The organism is Sorangium sp. So ce693 (assembly GCF_051521375.1).
In the GTDB taxonomy this organism is placed as follows: Bacteria; Myxococcota_A; Polyangia; order Polyangiales; family Polyangiaceae; genus Sorangium; species Sorangium atrum.
This window is the reverse complement of the sequence record NZ_CP150347.1, coordinates 9377775-9399244: the sequence shown is the minus strand read 5'-3', so window position 1 is coordinate 9399244 and position 21470 is coordinate 9377775. Positions and strand designations below refer to the sequence as shown.

The window sequence follows — 21470 nt, the reverse complement described above, 5'->3', positions numbered from 1 at the left end:
CCGGCCTCATGCCGATGGGCCCCAGCCCCGATGCCGATGTCTCCGGGTCGGGTGCAGATGGCTTCCGCGCGGATGACGATGACGTCCATCTCAGATGACGACGGCCCTCTCCCGGAATGACGAGGACCTCCGCCGCGATGCCGACGATTCCGCGCCGCGCGCTTGCGGGTCGCGCGTCGCCATCCACGGGCACGCTTCCCGGCGCTAGCTGGCGCCACGGCCAAAATTTGCCACGCCGTCGACATGCCGCTCCGCACCCACTTAGCCTGCGCTGATGGCCAAACCTACCTCTCGTCCCGAAGAGACCGACGACAACGATCCCACGCTCGAATCCCTTGCCGAGCGGCTCGGCAAGCCGGAGCCAGGCATCATCGAGGCATTGCTCGACGGCACGACCGGATCCCAGCTCGTCGAGCGAGGGCGGCAGATCGCCTCCTCGCGCGTCTTGACCGACCTTCGCCGCCTCTACGCGACGGCGCACGCGTGCTGGTCGGGCGCGTCGAAGGAGAAGCGGGAGAAGCTGCGCGGCTTCTCGCCGGAGCTGCTCGCGCTCGCGGTCGACCAGGCGCTCGCGCTGGAGCGGCTGCTCGAGGCGCACGAGAGCGCTGGGCAGAAGAAGGACGCGGCGCGCGCCACGACGGACGCGGCGCTGCGGGAGCGGCACTCGCGCGCGCTGCTCCTGCGCGACCAGGCCTACGAGGTCCTGCGCGGCGTCGCCGGCTCGGGCAAGGAGGCGCGCGAAGAGCTCGCGCAGGCCGTCGGGACCGCGGAAGATCCGGGCGCGCTCGCGCGCGGGCTCACGCAGCTCGCCGCGCTCGGCAAGCGCTACCTCGCGCAGAAGAAGGGCCCCCTCGCCGTGCGCGCCAAGCTGATGCGGCTTGACCAGGACTACGTCGCGCGCCTCGAAGAGACCGCCGAGGAGCTCACCCAGGCGGCGAAGACCGCGGCCGCTCGCCCCGCAGGCCAGAAGGTCACGAGCGGCGACCTCGACCGGGCCGACGGCATCAATCTGATCCTCCTCGAGCAGATCGTGCGCGTGTTCGAGCGCGCCAACGAGCAGGATCCGACCATCCCGCGCCTCGTGCCCATCGCGACACGGCGGCTCTTCAGCCGGAGCACCAGGAAGAAGGCGACCGAAACGCCCGGCGGAGGAGGCGGCGCCGCTGGCGGCGGCGGCGCTGAAAGTGGCAGCGCCGGCGGCGCGCCGCAGGACGAGGAAGATCCGGTCGAAGGCGACGACGCGCCGGCCTGAGCCCAGAGCGCCCTGACCGGACCCGAGCATCGACCGAGGGCCCAGGCTGCATGGAACCTGGGCCCTCTTCCTTTTTTGTCACGCCCTTGCCGGCGACTTCACGGGCGGACCCTCGCCCGCGGCCAGCTCGCATCCATTTCCCATGGATTCCCGTGGATCTGCGTGGCCAGCCAACGTGCTCCTCGGCCGAGCAATGTCCTACCGATTTTGTGAGGACGCTTGCACCTCGAGAACATGCAGGCGAGCGTGCTTTGGCGAGAAAAATCGCGGGGTGGAGGCAATGAGATGAGAACGGCGCGATTGGCGACGATTGTTGCGGCGGCCCTTGTCGCCCTGGTGCTTGGTGCGACGGCGCCCGGGTGCCTGTGGGATCGCGAGGAGCCCCTGAGCGGGAGTATCTGCGCGATACCGAATACCGGCGTTGTCGAGCACTGCGTCGACGCGAGCGAGGGCCCGGCCAGCGCGTGGAACAAGGCCGAAGCGGACGGCGAGCTGCCGATATTCATGTGGGCGCGGTGGTCGGGTCGCGTGACGCCCGACGAGCTCATCGCGAACGAGGCGGAGCTCGGGGCCTGGTTCGACACCATCGATCGGGTCGTGTCGTATGTGCGCGACGAGAAGAAGCACGCCGAGTCGCTCCGGGCGACGCTCCATGGCGAGCTCGGTAAGCTGCTGCGGCTGATCAGGGATAGCCAGGAGGAGGCCCTCCAGGCAGAGCCGATCCATGCGGCCGACAACTTCAAGGAGGCGATGACCGGCAAGGCGAGCGCCGAGCGGGAGCCGCTCATTGCCGCGATCGCGGCGGACAAGCTGGCGATGGCCGCCGTGCAGGCCGTCCTCGATCGAGCCAGGGACGAGGGCGCGCCGCTGCAATCCAGGTACGCGGGCGCGGCGGCGCGCTTCGCCGTCTACCGCGCGACCGAGGCGGCGGAGACGGCGGCGTACGCGGCGCTCTCGGCGCAGGCGTCGCGCTCGGCGATCGACGAGCTCGACGGCGTGGAGCAGGCGGTGCTCGCGGCGGCGCGCGAGGCGAGCCGCGCGCCGAGCGAGCTCGCTGCGGAGGTGATGACGCTGTCGGCGGAGCTCCAGGCGCTCGCGGTCTCGTTCGACGAGGCGATCGCGCCGCACAGGGAAGTCCTTGCGACGCACGGCGCGGTGGTGCCGGACATGACGTCGGGGGCGCTGCGCTCGCTGAGCGCGATGCTGGGCTACGCGCAGCGGCGGGTCGCCCGGAGCGACGCGACGGCGACGGCGCTGCTCGGGGGCATCGCGCTGCGCCGGCAGGCGCTCGTCGCGCTCCAGGCGGACGAGGGTGCGCGCGAGGCGAGCGCGCGGTCGCGGATCCGCCGGGCCTCGGAGGCGTTCAGCGAGGGAGCGCGCGCGCGGGCGGCGGCGCTGTCGGCGGCGCCGCCGATGAGCGAGAAGCTCGGGCTGCCGCTCTTGGCCGAGCGGTGCGGGGAGCTTGTGGCGCTGGTGCAGATCCGGCCGCTCTGCGAGGCGGCGTCGTCCTCGTGGCGAGAGGCCGGGTGCGCGGCGCTCCGAGAGCGGTTCGACGCCGCGGAGGCCGAGCTCAGGACGGGCTTGCCGCAGAAGATCGCGGCGGGCCTCGCGGCGCTGCGGGAGAAGGGGATGGGCGCGGCGGAGCTCGACGCGGCTCAGGCGAGGCTCGACGCGGGCGACGTGAAGGGCGCCGCGATCGCGTATGACGCCGCCGTGCGCGGCGCGGAGGGGACATGAGCGGCTCGAAGGACGTTGCGCAGCGCGGGCGGAGTGTCGCGGCGTTCCAGAGGCTCGTCGCGCTGGTCACGGCGCTGGCGGTGCTGGCGCCGTCATTCGCGTGGGCCGGGACGCCGTACAGCGTGCGCTGGGTCAGCTGGCAAGACGCCGCCTCGTGCGCGACCCCCGAGCTGGAGACGGAGGGCGTCCCGATCTTCGAGGTGAACCAGACGCCCCTGCCGACCTACGAGGTTCCGGGTGCGTTTCAGTTCCACGGCGACGGTTCCGAGAGCAACGCGTTCGAGGGGGCGTTCGACTCGGTGCTGCTCCTCATGGGGCCAACCAGTTCCATTTCGGGGTCAGCACCGTGGACGGCCGCAACGGGTGTACCCACGCGCGCGAGGTGGTGCACCTCGTCTCGGAGCCGCTCGGGCTGAACAAGCATCTCTTCGACGTCCGCCGCGATGGGGTCGCTTTCACGGGCAGCACCGTGGCCGACCTCGGCCTCGCGGAGATCAACCCGGCGCTCGCGCGCGACATCGCGGAGCTGGAGGTCGCGATCGGCAAGCTGATGGAAGCGATCCTCCGGAACGCCGTCAGGGTCGCGGACCTGAGGGAACGGATGGACCTGCTGCGGCAGCTCGACACCGAGCTGCACGACCTGGTGAGCCGGCCGCTCGACGAGATCTCGCGGACCGATCTCGACGCGATCCTCGACCGCTACGAGGACGTGGTCGACCCGGAGACGCGGGCGGCGATGGAGCAGCTCGTCGACGACCTGAAGAAGAGCGTCAGCGACCTGGAGGACGAGCTCGCGCGGCTGATGGACGAGTTCGGCGCGCAGGCCGACGAGGTGGCGGACCTCGCGACGCAGGACGCGCGCGCCGAGGGATGGAACCCGGACGACCCGTGGGCGTACGCGCTCGGCGAGAGCGATGTGCCGTGGGTCGAGGTGCCGGACATCTCGGAGGTGGACGGGGCGTTCGAGGAGGGGAGAGACCCCTACGCGGCGTATGCGGACGGCGTGATCGCAGCGCTGGAGAAGGACGTGAGCGGGGGCGCAGTGGTCGCGCGGGCGGACTTCGTGGCGAACGTGAGGGCGTGGCGGGCGAACAGCGCGGCGCTGGAGATCGCGCTGCGCGACCGGATGGGCGTGTCGGTTGCGGAGACGAACGCGTTCCTCAAGGCGCAGAACCGGATCACGGGGTACGTGCGGCGATTCATGGACGTGTCGGACTGGTTCGTGGACACGCCGGTGCCGCCGGACCTGCGGGCGCAGGTCGACACGGTGCTGAAGCCGAGGTTCGACGCGCTCGCGGACCAGATGAAGGATAACCTGAACCAGTGGACGGGGGACGGCCTCGACCTGGAGCACACGCAGCTCTACCAGACGATCAGCGCGTTCGCGGGGGCGATGTCGACGGTCGCCGAGGGGGTCGGGGCGTACGCGGAGGTGATGCAGACGCTCGTCCACGCGACGACGCGCATCGGGGTGGGGTTCGTGCCGGTGGTCGGGCCGGCGCTCGACCTGTGCGAGGCCGTGACGGGCAAGGCGTGGTGCTTGCCGTCGGGGCAGGAGCTGAGCGACGAGGAGCGGATCTTCTCGGGGATGGGGTTCGGGCTCGGTGCGGTCGGGCCGATGTGGCGCGCGGTCAAGACCAGCAGTGGGCTCAGGCCGGCCGCGATTCGGGTGGCGGGAGAGATCGCCGAGATCGAGGAGGCGTTCGCGCAGATTGTCAAGACGAACCGCGTCAGGGGGTACAAGAACCTCACCGGGGCGATGACGACCAAGCCGGTAAACATCTTCGAGAAGAAGGCGGCCAAATTCCTGGTGGACGACGGCCGGTCGCTCGTTGGGGTCGGCGACGACGGCGTGCGCACGGTGCTCGGCATTCCGAAGGAGTCACCGACCGGCACCATCGAGGGGAAGGCTCCCGACTTCCTCTCGGTGTCCAGCGGGCACAAGCTCATCCTGAGCGAGGCAAAAGGCGGAACGATCGACGTCTTCGAGGTGCGCAATCAGCTCACGAACGCGATGGAGGCGGTGAAAAAGAAGGGGCTCGCTGGAGACGTGCAGCGGGTCGAGCTCATCATGGAGCAGGGGGCGGAGTTCAAGCCGGATAAGTTCATCGTGAAGGACGGCTACCTGTTCGACACGGACAAGGGGAAAACCGTGACCCTGAAAGGCTTCAACACATTCATCATGGTGATCCGGCTATGAGCGAATCAAGACCTCACTTCTTCGCCTGGTGTGACGAGCCAGAACGTATCGATGCATTCGCGGCGGCGCTATATGCGCTGGTGATTCCAGGGGATCTCATGAGCGTGGACCTGAGCACCGATATTTGGTGCAAGACGTCCTCCATGGACGAAGCGCTCGCGATGGTCCGCGCTCACTTCGGAGGAAGGAACAGCGCTCACGTATCGTCCGGCGTGATGCTGAGCGATTCTGAGCGCGTCCTGGTGTTCAGCGCCGCGTGCTACCCTGAAGAAAGCGAACGTCGTCGTCCCTTCGGCCCGCTCAGCATGGCGGCGGGTGAACGCAAGTGGGATTTCTACCCGTACGAGATCGCCGTGGGCAGCTACAGCCCGCGCTTCGTGGAGGCCGAGGCGGCGGTCGCCTACCACATGGTTCAGGGCGACATCGAGGACCTCCTAGTCCGGCTCTGCGCGCCGGATGCTAGCGGGCGCGTGCCGACCGGTGCGTGCACGGACAAGGAGGACTGGATCGCCCCGGTCGAGATGTGCGCAACCTACAACGCGAACGCCGGGGAACTCGCGCGCGACCTCGCCCTCTCGTGGGTGAGCCTCCACGAGAAGCAGAGCGTCTCGCGCATCGCACGCACATCGCTGGAGGCGCTGCACGCGCGCGTCGACGCCGCGCCGCGCGGCGCGCGCGTGCCGATGAAAGGCGGCAGCGAGCTCACGCGTTCGATCTCGCGCGAGACCGTGCTCAAGGCGCTCGCAACGCCGCCGGCAACGCTGATCGAGGCGCTCGAGGCCGCGGCAGTGCCCGACGACGCGTGGCGCGCGGCCGAGCCAAAGGCGCACGAGATCATGGATCTGCTCCGTCAGCTCGGGGAAGCTCCCGAGGGCGAGGGCCGGCCTGCATTTCGGGCAGACATCACGACGCGCGGGCACACGCGCTTCCTCGAAGAGCACGCGCCCTTCCACGTCCGCCGCCTCCCGAGCGGCGGCGTGGTGCTGGCCACCCACCCCTACCGCACGCTCTGGCCGCTCTGGTCCGACGCCCTCTTCGTGCTCGGCCTGATGTCCTGACCCGCATCGGGACTGGCCAGACTCGCAACTGCCTGGCGGCCGCCACCCTCCGCCGCCGCTCCGCCGCCTCGCCGTCGCGCGCGCCCCCGCGGCGCCCCGGGCCGGCGGGCGGGCCCGCCGCGTGCTTGTCGCTCGCGCATGAGCCCGTGGAAGCGCGCCGCTTTGCTCCCTGATCACCTCCCCGAGACGTGCACCGACGACCCCGCGGCGCTGGCCGCCTTCGTCGGCCCGCGAGAGCGAGCGCTCGAGGAGGGGATCTGGTCGCTCGGCGACGCCGACCTGCTCGCGATCGTGCTCGGCACAGGGCTGGTCGGCACCCCCGTGACGCTCGTCTCCGCCGCGCTCCTCTCGCGCTTCGCGGGGCTGGAGGGGCTCGCGCGGCTCGGCCCGCACGCGCTCGCCGAGCACCCCGGCCTCGGGCTCGCGAAGGCGCTCCGGATCGCTGCGTCGCTCGAGCTCGGGCGGCGCGCCTTCGAGCGCGCGGTGCGCCCGCGGCCTCCGGTGCGCACCTCGGCCTCGATCGCGGCGTGGTGCGCGGCGCAGCTCGGCCCGCTCGATCACGAGCAGATGTGGGTGATCTCGCTCGACGGCCGCAACGGGATGAGGGGAGCGCGCAGGGTCGCGCAGGGCGGGCTCCACGGGTGCTCCGTCACGGCGAGGGACATCCTCCGCGCCGCGCTCTCGGACGCGGCCTCGGCGCTCGTCCTGGTGCACAACCACCCGAGCGGCGACTCGGCGCCGTCGCCCGAGGACGTGGCCATGACCAACGCGGTCGCCGCCGCCGGCGAGGTGATCGGCGTGCCGCTCGTCGACCACGTCATCCTCGCGCCGGACGGGCACTACTCCTCGCTGCTCGATCTCGGGATGATCGCGCCCGGCGACGCGCCCCGCGCCGCCGCACCGCCGAGCCGAGGCTAGGCGCGCTGGCCGACCAGGAGGCCGTGCCGCTCGCCGCCGGGCGCCCCTCCGGTGCCTGGCACGCTCGCGAACCGCAGCGTCGCGCCGCCCCAGTCGACCGAGGGGCTCCCCTTCAGCAGCGAGGTATAGAGCGCGCTCGCCTGCGTCATCGGGCAGCCGATCGCCTCGCGCACGAGCGTGAGCGACGCGCCCGTCGCGTAGCTCACCGGCGCCTGCCTGCCGTCCTCGCCGATCACCGTGACCTTGAAGACGTCGTCCTCGGCGCGCGCGGCGCGGTCCGGATCGGTCAGCGCGAGGTGCAGCGCCTCGATCGCGCCGCTCCCGGGGCCATTGTTCGGGGAGTCGAGGGTCACGTGGAGCTCGAGGAGCGGCGCCGTGTAGCGGACGATCTGCCGCGCCGCCGCTCCCTCCGCCGTCGCGGGCGCCGCGCGCGCCTCGCGGCGCCTGAGCTGGGCCTCCATGACGAGCGCCGACCGCGCGAGCTCCCGCTCCGTCTTGCCGAGCAGCCGGCGCGCGCGCATCTCGGCGAGCGCGCGCTGCAGCACCTCGCGGTTCCTCGCCGCCTGCTCGTGGCTCCGCTCGCGCGCGAGCAGCGCCTCGAGCTCGCCCAGCGCTCGCTCATGCTCCCCGATCGACGCGAGCGCGTCCGCGAGCGTGAGCCGGGCGTCGGCGAACGAGGGCGCGCGCCTCACCGCCTCGCGGTAGGCCGCGATGGCCGGCGCGATCTCCCGCCGCGCCTCGTGCGCGAGCCCGAGCGCGAAGGCCGCCCGCGCGTCCTCCGGCGCCGCCTCGCACGCGCGCGCGAGCCAGCGCGCCGCCTCGTCGTAGAGGCGCAGATCGTAGAGCACGACCCCGAGCTCGCGCAGCGCCCGCGGATCGGGCGGCTCGATCGCCGCGCCCCGCCGGAGCTCCGCGGCCGCCTCGTCGAGCCGGCCGAGGCGGACCAGGGCGCGGGCGTAGGCGAGGCGCGCCTCGATCTGCTCCCCTCCGCCAGTTTCCACCCCGCGCGCGAGCGCCCTCGCCGCGTCCGCCCAGCGCTCTTCCGCCGCGTACGCGGCGCCGAGCGCGAGCCACGCCCCCGCGTCGTCCGGCGCGCCCGCGACGTGCGCCTCGAGCCCGGCGATCCCGCCCGCCATGTCTCCGCGGCTCAGCAGATCGAGCGCGCGCGCTCGCTGCGCTCCGGACGACGTCATGGCGGCAGCGTACGCCGGCGCGGCGGCGCAGGTCGAGCGCCCGAGCGGGCCGGGCCTCGCCGCGCCTTCGGCGTCAGTAGCCCTGCGGAAGATCGCCCGCCAGGCACGAGACGGTGTTCGGCGCCCCGCGCGACGACCACTTGGCGCCGGTCGGCACCCCGCCGGCGAAGCGCACGCCCTCGTGTGGATCCCACGACGGCGTCTCGCCCGGGCGCAGCGAATGCGTCCCGCTCTGGTAGAACGCGATGATGTACGTGTGCCCCGCGACGCGGCAGCCGAGCCGCCTCGCGAGCGCCTGCGCGAAGGACCGGCCGGTGTGCCCGAACGCGCTGCAGCAGCGGAGCCACACGACGGCGTCCGGCCCCGCGAGCTCGGCCCTCAGGGCGTCGAGCGCCTCATCGAGCGGCGAGCCGGGCCGGAGCGCGGCCTCGTCGAGCCGCGTCCCGCCCATGCGCATGTACCCCCAGCCGCCGTGCCCCCAGGCCTGCAGCGACGCGATCTTCCGGCCGCGCTCCCGCGCCGCGCGCGCCGCCCAGCCGAGCGCCTCGGCCCAGCTCGCGGCGGACTGCCACGCGTCGGCCGCGCCCGTCATGCGGTGCAGGAGCGCACCGGCGCGCCAGATCGGCGTGAGCCCGATCGTCGCGCCCACGGCCTCTCCCAGGACCTCGAGGTCCCCGGTCTCGGCGGAACCGGCGGCGTCGGCCGCTGCTGGGCGCGCGCACGCCGCCGCGTCATCGCGCCGCCTCGCGCCGTTCGCCCGCCGCGCGCTACCCCACCCGACGTCGGTGTTATCGAAGAGGACGAGCCGCATACAACCCCCATTCTACGCGCTCTGAATGTACCGCCGCTCGCAACCGCGGCCACGCGGTCGATTCCCCACCCGCCCCCCGAGCGTCTCCCGACGCCGCACGCCGCACGCGCCGCACGCGCCGTACGCCAGCGGCCACGCCCCGGGCGCGGTGAGGGCGCGATGGACGGGAGGAGGTCGTCCGTCGACGTCCTCCACCGCCTGGTTCGTGGTGGGCGCAATCGGTAGTGATTTCCTCCCGCGCCCTCGGTTAGCCTGCCCGAACCGATGGGCCTGTCCGAAAACATCAGGTTTTATGCGGCGACCGATGTTGGCCGCATGCGGGACCACAACGAGGACAACTACCTCGTCGACAAGAAGCTCGCGCTCTTCGTGGTCGCCGACGGGATGGGCGGGCACGCCGCTGGCGAGGTCGCGAGCGCCCTCGCCGTTCGCATCATCCACGAGGAGCTGAAGAAGGAGCGGGACCTCATCGAGAACCAGGCGCGCAGCAACGTGCGGCGCGCCGCGATGAAGGAGGTCCTCAGCCTGCTCGAGCACGCCGTCCAGCGCGCGTGCGCCCGGATCCACGAGGAAGCGAAGGCCGACACGACGAAGCGCGGCATGGGCACGACGCTCTCCGCGCTCCTCATCGCCGGCTCGCACGGCTACATCGCGCACGTCGGCGACAGCCGCATCTACCTCCTCCGCGAGGGCCGCATCCAGCAGGTCACCGAGGATCACACCGTCTACAACGAGCTCATCAAGCGCGGGAAGCTCACGCGCGATCAGATCGAGAAGGTCGCGCAGAAGAACGCGATCACCCGCGCCGTCGGCGTGTACGAGCGCGTCGAGGTCGACACGCTCACCATCGAGGTGCTCCCGGGCGACCAGTTCCTCCTCGCGTCGGACGGGCTCCACGGGTACATCGCGCACACCGCGGAGCTCGAGCCGTTCTTCGAGGAGGAGAACGGCGAGATCGCCGCCAACGGCCTCATCGATCTCGCGAACAGGAAGGGCGGCAAGGACAACATCACCGCGATCCTCGTGCGGCTCGGCCAGGGCGACCACCGCGACAGCGTCCGCGCCCGGCTGCTCGCCCTGAAGCGCGACGTGCTCGCGAAGATGCCGCTCTTCGCGCGCCTGCAGGAGCGCGAGATGCTCCGGGTGATGCAGGTCGCCGAGGTGCTCTCGTTCGAGCCCGGCCAGATCGTGGTGCGCGAGGGAGATCGCGGCGACGAGCTCTTCATCGTGCTCTCGGGCCTCGTCCGGATCATCCGCGGCGAATCGGTGCTGAGCGAGGTCGGCCCGGGCGAGCACTTCGGCGAGATGGCCCTCATCCGCAGCATGCCGCGCTCGGCCACCGTCTCGGCCGTGGAGCAGAGCGAGCTCATCGCCGTCCGTCGCGCCGATTTCTTCGAGATCCTCCGCAAGGAGCACGAGCTCGCCGTGAAGCTGCTCTGGCAGTTCCTGGGGGTGCTCGCCGACCGGCTCGACCAGACGTCGCGCGACCTGAGCACCGCCCGCGAGGAGCTCGCCGCGGAGGACATCACGAGCGAGATCTTCCCCGACAGCGAGGAGGGGAAGAGCCCGTTCGCCCCCGAGGAGCGCTCCTCGGCGCGCTGAACGGCGCCCCCGCGGCCGCGGACGACGCGGAACGACGCGGAACGGAGCGAATTGCTGCGGCGTGAGCGGCGGGGCGCGACCGCGCGAGCCGGGCGAGCGATTCGCGGATTGACACCCTCCTACCCCGGCCGGTAGCGTCCGTCCGACGGATAACCATGAGCATGCACGGCAGAAGGTACTGCGAAGGCCATCTCGCTCGCGTCGCCATCAACGTGGCTGGGGGCTCGGCGTTCGCGTCGCTCGCGCTCGCTGCGGCGGCTCTCCTCGCCGCGTCCCCCGCGGCCGCCGACGAGCCGCGGAGCGCCACCGAGCCGCGGCTCATGATGGAGACGGGCGAGATCACGAGCGTCGTCGACGCGTTCGACGACGGCGACACCTTTGATCTGAACTTCAGCTTCGGCTTCGAGTACGCGTCGAAGAGCGCGAAGATCCGGCGCGAGACGAGCATCGCCGGGCCGGGGCTGTCGTCGGGCGGCTACACGTCGAACCTGCTCAACGTGGCGACCTACAACGAGGCGACCTCGAAGCTCAACCTGCGCCTCGACGTCGGCCTCTACCGCGACCTGGCGCTCTACCTCAGGATGCCGCTCATCCTGAACCACACGCGCGAGCTCACCGATCTCAACGGCAGCGCCGGGGCGGAGGCGCAGGCCGTCGCGCTCGCGGGAGCCCCGGGGGAGCAGCTGTTCCAGATGCCCTTCACGTCGCCGAACCGGAGCGGCATCGAGTACCTCGCCGTCGGCCTCGACGTGAACATCATGAACCAGGCGCGCGACCGGACGAAGCCGACCTGGCTGTTCGGGGTCGAGGGGCGCTTCCCCGTGAGCGAGCCGATGCACGCCTGCACCGAGGCGCCGAAGAGCGGCCAGGTGAAGTGCGCCGATCCGACGGACGTCAACCGGAACAACAGCAGCGACAGCGAGTTCGAGGGGGAGGGGATCGCCCAGCGCGACCCCGGCGTGTCGCGCGGCACCATCGGCCTCGAGGTCCACACGTACCTGTCGAAGCGGATCAAGTACGTCGAGCCGTACGGCGGGTTCAAGGCGCTGTTCGAGTTCCAGCAGGAGTCGAGCGACTACGGCCTCACCGACCTGAAGACGTCGCTGGTGAACCACCCGCCGCTCGTCGGCAGCGTGATGCTCGGCGTGATGATCGTCCCCTGGGAGAACCGCGAGAAGTACACCGGGCTCACGCTCGATCTGCGCTTCACCGGCGAGTACCACTCCGAGGGGCGCGACTACTCGGAGCTGTTCGACGCGCTCGGCTCGAGCGACGCGAGCTCGCTGCGCCAGCCGCAGTGGGCGGCGTTCCGCGACAACGACGCGTACGATCCGGACCTGTGCAGGACCGGCGATGCGAGGGCCTGCTCGCCGTCGGTCGTCGACCAGGGCTCGCAGCGGACGTACTTCACGGGGCTCAGCGACGTCCAGCCGTACGGCTCGTACCGCGCCTCGGCGAGCGTGACGTGGAGGGCGGCGGAGCTCGTGAAGTTCCAGATCGGCGCGGGCTTCCGCCACGATGGCGGGCACGGCATCGGCGGCGACCAGCCGTGCAACTCCCAGTACAAGGACAGCCTCGGGGCGGCGGGGCCTTGCCGCCGCCAGGACGCGGACGGGCGCCTCACCGTCACCGGCAGCCCGAACCCCAACTACCGCCCGACCATCAACGCGGTCGGCCGCCGCTTCTACGTCAACGACAGCAACACGTTCGACCTCTTCGCGAGCGGCACGTTCATGTTCTGATCGACGCCCCGAGCGGCGTGGCCACCGCGGCGAGCGCCGCCTCTGGCCGAAGCAGCAACCCCATGATCGACCCCTGGCACCTCCGCGGTGGCGCGGGCGCCTTGGCGCTCGCCGCGGCGCTCGCCGCCGCGCTGCCAGCGTCGGCTCAGCCTGAAGGCGCGGCATCACCCGCGTCGGTTCAGCCTGAAGACGCGGCGTCGCCCGCGCGCTCCGGAGGACACGAGCGATCGCCGCGCTCGGCGCAGCCGCCGGCATCCGCGCAGCCGTCGAGGTCGGCCGTGGTGCTCGCGACAGCGGTCGCGCCCGAGGCCGGGGAGCGCGCCGCGCCGCTCGCCAGCGCGCTCGACGCGCTCCTCTCGGACACGGCGCAGGACCTCGGCCTCTCGGTGGATCTGGCGGACCGCGTCGCCTCGCGATCGCGGCCCGACGAGGCCGAGCTCATCGAGCGCGCGCGCTCCAGCGACAAGCTCTTCATCGCGCCGAGCCTCGAGCTGCGCGGCGACGAGGTGGAGCTCAGGCTCGCCCTTGCGTCCGGCGGATCGAGGTCGCTGAGGGTGCGGGTCGAGCGCGTCGCGCGGGACGACCTCGCGGTGCGCGCCGCGGTGATGCTCCGCGACCTCCTGGCCGAGCTCGACGCCGGCGCCGCCGCGGCCTCTGCCTCGGCCCGCGAGGCGCCGTGCCCCGAGCGGTGCCGCGGGCGCCTCGCCACGCCGGCGCGCAGCATGGGGAAGGCGACGCTCGCGGCCAACGCGACGCTCTACGGAGGCCTCGTGGGCTTCTCGATCCAGCGATCGAGCGGCTCGGACGATCCGCGCCTGCTCTACCCGCTCCTGGCGGTCGGCGCCGGCATCGGGCTCGGCGGCGCGATCATCATCGCGGAGGAGTGGGACGTCGGCGTGGCCGACGCGTGGTACCTCGGGTCCGGCACGTGGTGGCCGACGATCGCGGGGCACCTGATCTACCAGGGCCGCTTCGCGCAGCACGCGGAGGATCCGGGCCAGGAGCGCTGGGCCTCCGGGCTGATCGGCGGGACCGCCGGGATCACGCTGGCGGCGCTCGGGCTCTCGCTGGGCCGGATGTCCGAGGGCGGCGCGCTGATGGCGCAGTCGGGCGGCGGGCTGGGGCTCATGCTGGGCGGGCTGGTCGAGTGGGCGGGGCGGGGCGACGTGCAGCGGACGCCGATCGCCGGGATGGGCTACGGCGCGGCGCTCGGCTGGCTGGCGGCGGCCGCGGCGGCGACGCAGCTCGACGTCACGCCGTCGGAGATCCTGGCGATCGACGTGGGCGCGATGCTCGGCGGGCTGGGCGCCGCCGCGCTGGCCAGCCCGCTCGTGTTCGAGTCGCCGACCGAGGCGCAGCAGCGGGCCTGGGTCGGCGCCACGGCCGCGGGCTTTCTGCTCGGGGCGGGCGTCGCGTGGCGCGTGACCCGCCCTACCACGGCCGGCGCCCGCAGCGCGGGCCCCTCGTGGAACCGGTTCGGCCTGCCCATGTTGGGAGTGATAGGAGAGAGCGTGGTCGGGAGCCGGCGAGCGCCCGCGCTCGGCCTCGGGTGGCAGGGGGCGATTCCGTAGGAGCTATGAAGATCACGATCACCGAGCTGGATGCAGGGACGCGCCTCGACAAGCTGCTCGTGCAGCTTCTCCCCGGGCTGGGGCGGGCGGGCGCGAAGCGGCTGTTCTCCGAGGGGCGCGTGCGCGTGCTCGGGGTGGGGAAGAGCGGCGCTGGCCGGCGCGCGTCGAAGGGCGACGTCGCGGCGGCCGGCGAGGTGCTGGAGGTCGACGTCGAGCCCACGGAGGCCTCCGGCGCGGCGACGCCGGATCCTTCCGCGCCGCTCGACGTGGTGCTCGAGCGCGACGATCTGGTGGTGGTGAACAAGCCCGCCGGGGTGCCGACGGCGCCGCTCCATCCGGGCGAGCGCGGGACGGTCGCGAACGCGCTCGTGGCGCGGTACCCCGAGATGGCGGGCATCGGCTTCTCTCCACGGGAGCCCGGGCTGTGCCACCGGCTCGACACGGACACGAGCGGCCTCGTGCTCGCGGCGCGCACGGCCGCGGCGTTCGCGGCGCTGGGCGCCGGGCTGAAGGAGGGGCGGCTCGACAAGCGCTACCTGCTGATCTGCCAGATCGGCGATCTTCCCGAGATGGGCTCGATCGAGGTGCCGCTCGCGCCGCACCCGAAGGACAAGAAGCGGGTCTACCCGTGCATCCACCCGCGCGACGTGGCGCGATACGCCCCGAGGCCGGCCGCGACGATGTACAAGCGCGTGCGGCAGGTGGGGCTCTGGGAGCTCGTCGAGGCGCGGGCGCCGCGGGCGCTGCGGCACCAGATACGGGCGCACTTCGCGTCGGTGGGGCACCCGCTGGCCGGCGACGTGCTCTACGGCGGGCCCGCGGTGGAGGGGCTGAGCCGCCACGCGCTGCACGCGCACTACATCGGGTGGGGCGGCAGCGACGCGGTGCCTGCGTTCGTCGTGACGTCGTCGCTGCCCGCGGACATGGCGGCGCTGGTCGGCGAGGCCTGAGCCGCGGGCTCGCCCGGTCGCCGCGCCGCCTCAGGGCGCGCTCGCCTCGACGACATGGCCCTCGACGTCGCGCGCCCGCGCCGTGATCTGGAGGTCGTCGGCCGACGCCGTGCCGCCGAGGTCGCTGAAGCGGAACGCGATCACGTACGCCGACGACTGCGCGTTGAACTTCGCCGGCTCGATCCGGATGCCTCCGAGGCTCTGTTCGTCGATGGTCGCGGCGTCTCCCTCTCCTGTATATTTGCGGTTCCACTCCTCGTAGTTGAACACCCGCTCCTCGATGACCTCTCCGGTCGACCGGCTGGACGTCGCGACCGCGACCTCGACGAGGCCCGGGGAGATGCCTGGCAGGGTGGCCTCGACCTCGACCGAGACGCTCGACGTGGCGTCCTCGTCGGTGCGGCGCGCGGAGAGCGCCGGCGGCAGCCCGCCCGGCGTCGGGAGGAAGCGGAGCGGGTGCACGCAGTACACCTTCTCGTGCCCTCCCTCGCGGATCTCGAAGTGCAGGTGGGGGAACAGGCTGCTGGCCGCGAGGCCGGTATAGCCGATGTGCTGACCGCGCCCGACCTGATCGCCGGTCTCGACGACCGGCATCGCCAGGTGGATATAGGTGCTGTAGAAGCAAGCGCCCGGCGGATCGCAGTGCTCGATCTGCACAACGACGTCCTCGAAGTCCTGGTAGCGGCCTGCGCGTATCACCTTTCCGTCGGCGACCGCGTACACCGGGGTGCCCATGACGGTGGGGATATCGATGCCGCGGTGGAAGTCGTAGACGCCATCGCGCGAGGTCTGCAGGCGGGGACCGAAGCTCGACGACATCGGCTGGATCTCGTCCGTCCCTCCGATCGGCCACACGAGGTCTGGGCCTTCAGTCTCCGAGCCGCAGCCGGCGGCGAGCGCGGAGAGGGCCAGCACGGGCGCGAGAGACGATGGCTTCATGGTGGCGAGTCCGTGGTGCGCGGGCGCAGCGCAGGTGGCGAGTCCACGGCGCAGCGCCGCCCCCGCAGGGTATCGAAGCACCGCGCGGAAGTCGAGCCAGGGGTGCTGTGATGGATCCATGCGGCGCCGTGATGGACCCGCGCGGCGTGACGCCGCACCATGGCTCGATTCACCGCCTGCGGAGCAGCCTTTCGGCGCTGCACGCGTGTACGATGGTGCGATGTCGCGGTGCGCGAGGTGTTCTCTTCGGACCGCGCCGATCGTCGCGGCCTGCGCGCTCGCTCCGGCCGTGCTGGCGCCGCGCAGCGCTCTTGCGCAGCAGCCGGCGGACGCGGCGCCCGGGCGCGCCGCGCCCCGATCTGCCGGGCCGAGCGACCCATCCGGCGCCGGCGGCGCGGGCGGGGAGCGGGCGCGCCGCGGCCCGGATACGCCGTATTTCCCCGTCAACCTGTCGCTCATTTTCCCGCTGAGCACCAACGCCACGGCGCCCGATCTCGCGACCCACCTCGATCTCGCGCTCCTGCTCGGGCGCGTCGGGTTCGTGGACGGCGCCCAGATCGGCCTGTTCTCGTGGACGTCGGGGGATCTGCGCGGGTTACAGCTCGGGGTCGCGAGCGTCGTCTCGGGGCGCGCCGAGGGGCTGCAGCTCGCGGCGGGCTTCGCCTTGGCGGACGCTCCGCTCGCGGGGGTGCAGCTCGCGGGGCTCTTCGGCTGGGCGAGCACGACGGTCGCCGGCGCGCAGATCGCCGGCGTCGCCAACCAGACGTACGCCGACGTCGACGGCCTGCAGGCGGCCGGCACCGTCAACGTCGCTCGCGGACAGGTGACGGGCGTGCAGGCGGCTGCCGTCAATATCGGCCGCGTCGACGGGCTCCAGATCGGCGCCATCAACGTCTCGCAGGAGCAGCGCGGGCTCCAGATCGGCATCATCAACGTGGCCCGCAAGATCGACGGGCTCCAGATCGGCGTCATCAACGTGACCGACAACCTCGAGGGGGAGTCGCTCGGTCTCATCCCGCTGCCGCGCGAGGGGGGGATCCGGCTCGCGCTCTGGGGGAGCACTGGCCTGCACGGCAACGTCGGCCTCAAGTTCTCGAGCCGGTATGCCTATACGATTTTGAGCTTCGGGCTCCACAGCGAGCCGCGCGCACCGAACGCCGACGACGGGCGCGCGGCGGAGCGCGAGCCCCTGTATGCCGTGGGCCTCGCGATGGGCTCTCGCCTGCCGCTCGACGTCGAGGACCTCTCGCTGAGCGCCGATATCGGCGCCTACCACCGCGGCCCGTTCCAGGGCGATCTCCCCGGGCGAAACGAGGTGCTGAAGGCGCGCGTCTCGGCCTCGTACGCGCTGGCGGAGCGCCTCTCGCCGTTCGTCTGCGCGGGCGGCTACCTGACGTTGCGGGGCGAGGGCGCGCTCGACGTCGGCGGCGGGCCCGAGCTCTGCCTCGGCGTCGAGCTCGGCCTGCTCGACGCTGCGCGGCGTGTTCGCGCGCCCGCCGCGCCCCCCGCCGTCGCGGGCCGCGGCGGCGCGCTCAGGGCGTCGCCGGGGCCAGCGCGTACGACCGGTGCGTCATCGTCACACCGAGGCTCGTGAGCGCGGGATCCGTGGCGGTGCAACGCACGAAGCTCCAGTCGTTCGGCGTGGCGAACGCGAACCCGAGGGAGCTGTCGGCGACCGTGCCCTCCCACTCGATGAGCGACACGTCGTCGAGGAACGAGGTGGCCTCGCCGCTCGCCGGCACACCCGCCCTGAAATAGAACCGGACGGAGCCCGCGTTCGCCGGCGGGGTCAGGTCGACGGTGAACGGCTGCCAGCCGTAGGTGCCGGCCGCGCGCGTGAACACGACGCTGTTCGACACGCTGGTCCCGCCGCTCGTGTACCAGTAGACCTGCACACGCATCTGGCCGGCGTTGTCTCCTTTCATGTAGCCGGTCAGGGTCAGCTTGCGGCCAGGCTCGAACTTGACGCGGTTGTTCATGTAGGTGGAGACCTCGGAGGTGCTGCTCGACTTGCGCAGGAACACCATCGCTCCGGTCCCGCCGTGGACGACGCTGTTCTCGATGTAGCGGTATTCGCTCATCGACCACATCGAGCCTTCGTGCGAGGTGTCGTCGATGTCGCCGTCCTCGAAGTCGCCGTAGAGCATGATCTCCCGGCCGTAGTCGCAGCTCGCGGCGGCCGTCGTCCGGACGGCGGCGAGCGAGTCCGCCGGGCTCGAGCGCAGGTGCGCGAGGGGGGCTGTGCGGCGGCTCGTGAGCGGCGCGCTCCGCGTCTCGACGGCGTCGCTCGTCGTGTACTGCGAGGGGCTGCTCGCCGCGACGGCCCGCGGGCCGCTCGCGAACACGACGGCCCCGGTGAGGCCGTCCGCCGCCTCGCCGGGCGCGGGCGCCGCTGGCAGCGTCGTGGAGAGGTGACCGATGTGGCGGATCGCCCGGCCGAGCCAGGCGCCGCCCACGAGCTTCGGGACGTAGTCCTCGTTCTGGAACGGGATGAGCTGCACGCGGTGCACCGCGCGGTTGCCGCTCGCGTCCTCGTCGATGTCGATGGCGGCGAGGTACGACTGGTACGTCTCGAAGACGTCCTGATCGAAGACCATGTTGCCGAGCGACATGAAGATGTAGCGGGGGCCGGCGCCGGCGTTGTACAGCCCGATGCCGTGGATCGTGTGCGGGTGGTGCGCCACGACCATGCCGGCGCCCTTCTGGACGAGCTGGGTGAACCGCCGCCGCATGCCGGACGACGGATAGTCGCTGTACTCGATGCCTCCGTGCACCACCGGGATGGCGAAGCGCCCGACCGCGTCCTGCGCCATGAAGTCGCTGATCTCCGTGAGGCCCAGCTCGAGCGCGCCCGCCTTGGGAGGAGGCCCGTCGGAGGCGGTGAGCGCGTACTCCGGGAGCGTCGTCCCGTCGTTGACGATCTGGTTGAACCCCTGGAAGGCCACGTCGACGCCGCGGAGCGTCCGGTAGAGCACGGTGCCCTTCGCCATCGTCTCGTCGAGCCCTGCGCCGAACCAGTCGAGGCCGGCGTTCGGGACGGCGGTGAGCGTGTCGGCGACTCCTGCCCCCAGGTAATCGAACATGTGGTTGTTGCCGAGGCTCACGGCGTCGACGCCGGAGAGCGCGAGCGCCCTGACCGTCTCGGGGTAGGAGAAGAACGTGAACGACTTGTAGGGGTGGGGCGTCTGCGGGTTGGCGGTGACGGGGCACTCCAGGTTGACCTGGGTGTAGTCGGCCGACGAGAGGACGTCGCGCAGGAAGGTGAGGATGGCGCTCGCGTCGGCTTGCCGCGTCGCGGGGCGGATCAGGTCGCCCACCTCTCCCTCGATGCCGTCTTCGTCGCTGTCGATGAAGCGCCGACCGAACATCGTGTCGCCTCCAACGAGGATCCGCGCGCGGCCAGCGCGCTGCTCGGTCAGCACGACCCGGCCGACCCCGGCACCCGCCTCGGCGAGCGGCCGGTGCAGGTCGGCAGGGATGATCTCGCTGTAGTACCCGTCGACCTCGACGCGCAGCAGGACCGAGCGCCGCGCGAGCGCCGAGAGCGTGAACGCGCCCGCGCCGTCGGTGAACGCGATCTCGCCATGGTTGACCGCGCCGCTCCCCCAGCCGATGGCCGTCACCTCCGCCCCCGCGACCGGCGATCCCGCCTCGTCGACGACGACGCCGGTCACGTCGATGGGGGCCGCCGCGTAGGTCGCGTCGTACGCGGCCTCCGTGGCGTCGAACTGGTACGCCGCCGACGCATCGCCCGCGGCGAGCCAGGCGCAGGCCGCAGCGCACACGGACAGCGGCCTGGATGTGATGACGCGGACAATGGGTCTTTCTGCCATGTTCGCTCCCGATCGGTTGAGGCCTGTTCGAGGATGGATGACCGCAACAGGGGTGATGGGCGCCAGAGCTCCTTCAGGGCCGGTTGGACACGTGCAAATGTGCCGTGTGACCAGACTCCGAGGTGACCAAGGCCGACGATGGGGTCGCGAGCGTCGACTGGCCGCTCAACCCTCGCTGGAGAGGCCGCGAGGGCGCCGACCCATGCAGGATTCGATCCGTTTCAGCGATGGCGCTGGAGACAAAGACGATTATCTCGAGACTACCATGCTTCGGTCATCGCTCGCTATACGCTCGAGCGGAGCCGACCGCGATTTGTTGTCTTGTCGTCTTGTCGCCTTGTCGCCTTGCCGGCGTAGCAAGGTGTTCTTGCACGTGAAGGCGTGTGCATGGATGGTGTGCTGTGGCGATGCGCGCCTGTGTCGCATGGGGGCGTACTGCCCTGGGCGCACTACCCGACCAGCGCCGAGCCCTTGGCGAGCTGCGCGCGGCCGATCACGGCCAGGAGATCCGTTTGGGTCACGATGCCGCGCAGGCGCATCTTGGCGTCGACGATCAGCGCTTCGTGCACGCGCCCTCGCGAGAGGAGCTGGAAGAGCTCGTTGATCGGCGTGTCCTCGCCGGCGGTCTCGAAGTAGATGGACGGCAAGTCCCGCACGGTGGCCTCGGGCATGGCAGACGCGATCGAGACGTCGATCGCGCCGTGCACGACGCCTCGCTCGTCGACCACCGGCAAGACGCGCAGGGCGCGCTCGCGGAGGCGGCGGAGCGCGAGCGCGCTCGGATCGTCGGGGTGAATCGTGACCAGATCGCGCGACATGATCTCGCCGCAGGTGAGGCCTCCGCGCAGCCGCCGGTGCGCCTCCTCTTCGACGTGCCGGACGAGGGCGATCAGGTCTTCGCGCTCGACGTCGAGGGGCGTACCCAGGCGCTCGAGGGCGGCGTCGATGTCGCTCGGCGAAAAGCCGACGCGGAGCTCGGGCGGGGCGTCGGCGGTGCCGTGGGGCGAGACCGGCAAGGTCACGACGTGCGGGTAGCTGCGGCGCACCAGGTTGTTGAACAGCAGCCCGGCTGCCACGAGCAGCAGGGAGTTGATGGCGACCGGCACGAGCGCGAAGTGATAGCCCAGGCTCGTCACGACCGGGCCGCCGATGACCGCCGTGAGCGCCACCGCGCCCGCGGGCGGGTGCAAGCACCGGAGCAGGCTCGTGACGGCGATGGTGAGCGCGACCGCGGCGGCGCCGGCGCACAGCGGATCGGGGATGACGCGAGCCGCCGTGACGCCGATGACGGCCGCCAGCACGTTGCCGCCGAGCACGGACCACGGCTGGGCGAGCGGGCTCGCGGGGACCCCGAACACGAGCACGGTCGAAGCGCCGATCGGCGCTATCAGGAGCGGAGCGTGCGCGGTGGGGCCGAGGCAAGCGTGCATCACGACCCCGGTGGTCAGCAGCCCGAGCAAGCCCCCGACAGCAGCGTAGATCCGCTCGCTGACGAGCAGCGGCGTGCGCATGGGCTGGAACCGCGTAAGAAAGCTCGAGCCCGCAACTCCGAAGCTCATCGCGCGGCCATATATCGAGATGTTCGCGCGCTGTCTACGAAGGCTTACGAAGGCTCACGGACGCTGACGAGGGGCTCGCGGATCGCGAGAGCGTGTCGGGACGGG

16 protein-coding genes are annotated in these 21470 nt (G+C 71.8%); 11 read left to right on the top strand and 5 right to left on the bottom strand.

From position 1 onward, the window contains the following. The first annotated feature begins 274 nt into the window (after positions 1-274). From WMF14_RS35150 to radC, 6 genes are all read left to right on the top strand, one after another. Positions 275-1252 carry a hypothetical protein gene (locus WMF14_RS35150; protein WP_437793306.1) on the top strand — a complete coding sequence of 326 codons (978 nt, stop codon included), beginning with the start codon at positions 275-277 and terminating at the stop codon, positions 1250-1252. A 300-nt stretch (positions 1253-1552) separates the two neighbouring features. Then, complete coding sequence (locus WMF14_RS35145) at positions 1553-2989, top strand: hypothetical protein (protein ID WP_437793304.1); 1437 nt, start codon at positions 1553-1555, stop codon at positions 2987-2989. Further along, the gene (locus WMF14_RS35140; RefSeq protein ID WP_437793303.1) at positions 2986-3405 is read left to right on the top strand and encodes a hypothetical protein; all 420 of its coding nucleotides are present in this window, start codon (positions 2986-2988) and stop codon (positions 3403-3405) included. The genes WMF14_RS35145 and WMF14_RS35140 overlap by 4 nt, the downstream gene beginning before the upstream one ends. Beyond that, positions 3336-5189, top strand: a complete 1854-nt coding sequence (locus WMF14_RS35135; protein WP_437793301.1) for a hypothetical protein — start codon at positions 3336-3338, stop codon at positions 5187-5189. Before WMF14_RS35140 ends, WMF14_RS35135 begins: the two co-directional genes overlap by 70 nt. Beyond that, positions 5186-6247, top strand: a complete 1062-nt coding sequence (locus WMF14_RS35130) for a hypothetical protein (RefSeq protein ID WP_437793299.1) — start codon at positions 5186-5188, stop codon at positions 6245-6247. Before WMF14_RS35135 ends, WMF14_RS35130 begins: the two co-directional genes overlap by 4 nt. Before the next feature lie 138 nt (positions 6248-6385). Then, entirely contained in the window at positions 6386-7165 is a 780-nt protein-coding gene (gene radC / locus WMF14_RS35125; protein WP_272095429.1) for a RadC family protein, read from the top strand. On the opposite strand, the gene WMF14_RS35120 is transcribed toward radC, so the two are convergent. After that, positions 7162-8358 (bottom strand): tetratricopeptide repeat protein, encoded by a 1197-nt coding sequence (locus tag WMF14_RS35120; protein WP_437793296.1) that lies wholly within the window; start codon positions 8356-8358, stop codon positions 7162-7164. The two genes, radC and WMF14_RS35120, sit on opposite strands and share 4 nt — an antisense overlap. A gap of 73 nt (positions 8359-8431) precedes the next feature. After that, complete coding sequence (locus WMF14_RS35115) at positions 8432-9169, bottom strand: hypothetical protein (RefSeq protein ID WP_437793295.1); 738 nt, start codon at positions 9167-9169, stop codon at positions 8432-8434. Between the two features lie 264 nt (positions 9170-9433). Here WMF14_RS35115 and WMF14_RS35110 point away from each other — a divergent pair, with 264 nt between their 5' ends. The 4 genes from WMF14_RS35110 (at position 9434) to WMF14_RS35095 (ending at position 15034) form a co-directional block, all read left to right on the top strand. Then, the gene (locus WMF14_RS35110) at positions 9434-10771 is read left to right on the top strand and encodes a Stp1/IreP family PP2C-type Ser/Thr phosphatase (RefSeq protein WP_012239102.1); all 1338 of its coding nucleotides are present in this window, start codon (positions 9434-9436) and stop codon (positions 10769-10771) included. A gap of 161 nt (positions 10772-10932) precedes the next feature. Continuing rightward, entirely contained in the window at positions 10933-12513 is a 1581-nt protein-coding gene (locus WMF14_RS35105) for a hypothetical protein (protein ID WP_437793294.1), read from the top strand. Between the two features lie 62 nt (positions 12514-12575). Further along, positions 12576-14084, top strand: coding sequence for a hypothetical protein (locus WMF14_RS35100; protein WP_437793293.1), 1509 nt, complete (start codon positions 12576-12578; stop codon positions 14082-14084). A gap of 5 nt (positions 14085-14089) precedes the next feature. Beyond that, a complete protein-coding gene (locus WMF14_RS35095) occupies positions 14090-15034 on the top strand; it encodes an RluA family pseudouridine synthase (RefSeq protein ID WP_044966392.1) in 945 nt (314 codons plus the stop codon). A gap of 30 nt (positions 15035-15064) precedes the next feature. On the opposite strand, the gene WMF14_RS35090 is transcribed toward WMF14_RS35095, so the two are convergent. Beyond that, positions 15065-15973 (bottom strand): M23 family metallopeptidase, encoded by a 909-nt coding sequence (locus WMF14_RS35090; protein ID WP_437793292.1) that lies wholly within the window; start codon positions 15971-15973, stop codon positions 15065-15067. A 220-nt stretch (positions 15974-16193) separates the two neighbouring features. On the opposite strand from WMF14_RS35090, the gene WMF14_RS35085 reads away from it, so the two are divergent. Continuing rightward, the gene (locus WMF14_RS35085) at positions 16194-17567 is read left to right on the top strand and encodes an LA_2272 family surface repeat-containing protein (RefSeq protein WP_437793290.1); all 1374 of its coding nucleotides are present in this window, start codon (positions 16194-16196) and stop codon (positions 17565-17567) included. On the opposite strand, the gene WMF14_RS35080 is transcribed toward WMF14_RS35085, so the two are convergent. Beyond that, positions 17506-19806: a CapA family protein gene (locus WMF14_RS35080; RefSeq protein ID WP_272095420.1), complete on the bottom strand. Its 2301-nt coding sequence runs from the start codon at positions 19804-19806 to the stop codon at positions 17506-17508. The genes WMF14_RS35085 and WMF14_RS35080 overlap by 62 nt on opposite strands. 449 nt (positions 19807-20255) lie before the next feature. Then, a complete protein-coding gene (locus WMF14_RS35075) occupies positions 20256-21365 on the bottom strand; it encodes an HPP family protein (protein ID WP_437793288.1) in 1110 nt (369 codons plus the stop codon). Positions 21366-21470 lie beyond the last annotated feature (105 nt).

Coding starts and splice junctions, on each gene's coding strand:
- WMF14_RS35150 (WP_437793306.1), top strand. CDS start 275: ATGGCCAAACCTACCTCTCGTCCCGAAGAGACCGACGACAACGATCCC.
- WMF14_RS35140 (WP_437793303.1), top strand. CDS start 2,986: ATGAGCGGCTCGAAGGACGTTGCGCAGCGCGGGCGGAGTGTCGCGGCG.
- WMF14_RS35130 (WP_437793299.1), top strand. CDS start 5,186: ATGAGCGAATCAAGACCTCACTTCTTCGCCTGGTGTGACGAGCCAGAA.
- radC (WP_272095429.1), top strand. CDS start 6,386: ATGAGCCCGTGGAAGCGCGCCGCTTTGCTCCCTGATCACCTCCCCGAG.
- WMF14_RS35120 (WP_437793296.1), bottom strand. CDS start 8,358: ATGACGTCGTCCGGAGCGCAGCGAGCGCGCGCGCTCGATCTGCTGAGC.
- WMF14_RS35115 (WP_437793295.1), bottom strand. CDS start 9,169: ATGCGGCTCGTCCTCTTCGATAACACCGACGTCGGGTGGGGTAGCGCG.
- WMF14_RS35110 (WP_012239102.1), top strand. CDS start 9,434: ATGGGCCTGTCCGAAAACATCAGGTTTTATGCGGCGACCGATGTTGGC.
- WMF14_RS35105 (WP_437793294.1), top strand. CDS start 10,933: ATGCACGGCAGAAGGTACTGCGAAGGCCATCTCGCTCGCGTCGCCATC.
- WMF14_RS35100 (WP_437793293.1), top strand. CDS start 12,576: ATGATCGACCCCTGGCACCTCCGCGGTGGCGCGGGCGCCTTGGCGCTC.
- WMF14_RS35095 (WP_044966392.1), top strand. CDS start 14,090: ATGAAGATCACGATCACCGAGCTGGATGCAGGGACGCGCCTCGACAAG.
- WMF14_RS35090 (WP_437793292.1), bottom strand. CDS start 15,973: ATGAAGCCATCGTCTCTCGCGCCCGTGCTGGCCCTCTCCGCGCTCGCC.
- WMF14_RS35085 (WP_437793290.1), top strand. CDS start 16,194: ATGTCGCGGTGCGCGAGGTGTTCTCTTCGGACCGCGCCGATCGTCGCG.
- WMF14_RS35080 (WP_272095420.1), bottom strand. CDS start 19,806: ATGGCAGAAAGACCCATTGTCCGCGTCATCACATCCAGGCCGCTGTCC.
- WMF14_RS35075 (WP_437793288.1), bottom strand. CDS start 21,365: ATGAGCTTCGGAGTTGCGGGCTCGAGCTTTCTTACGCGGTTCCAGCCC.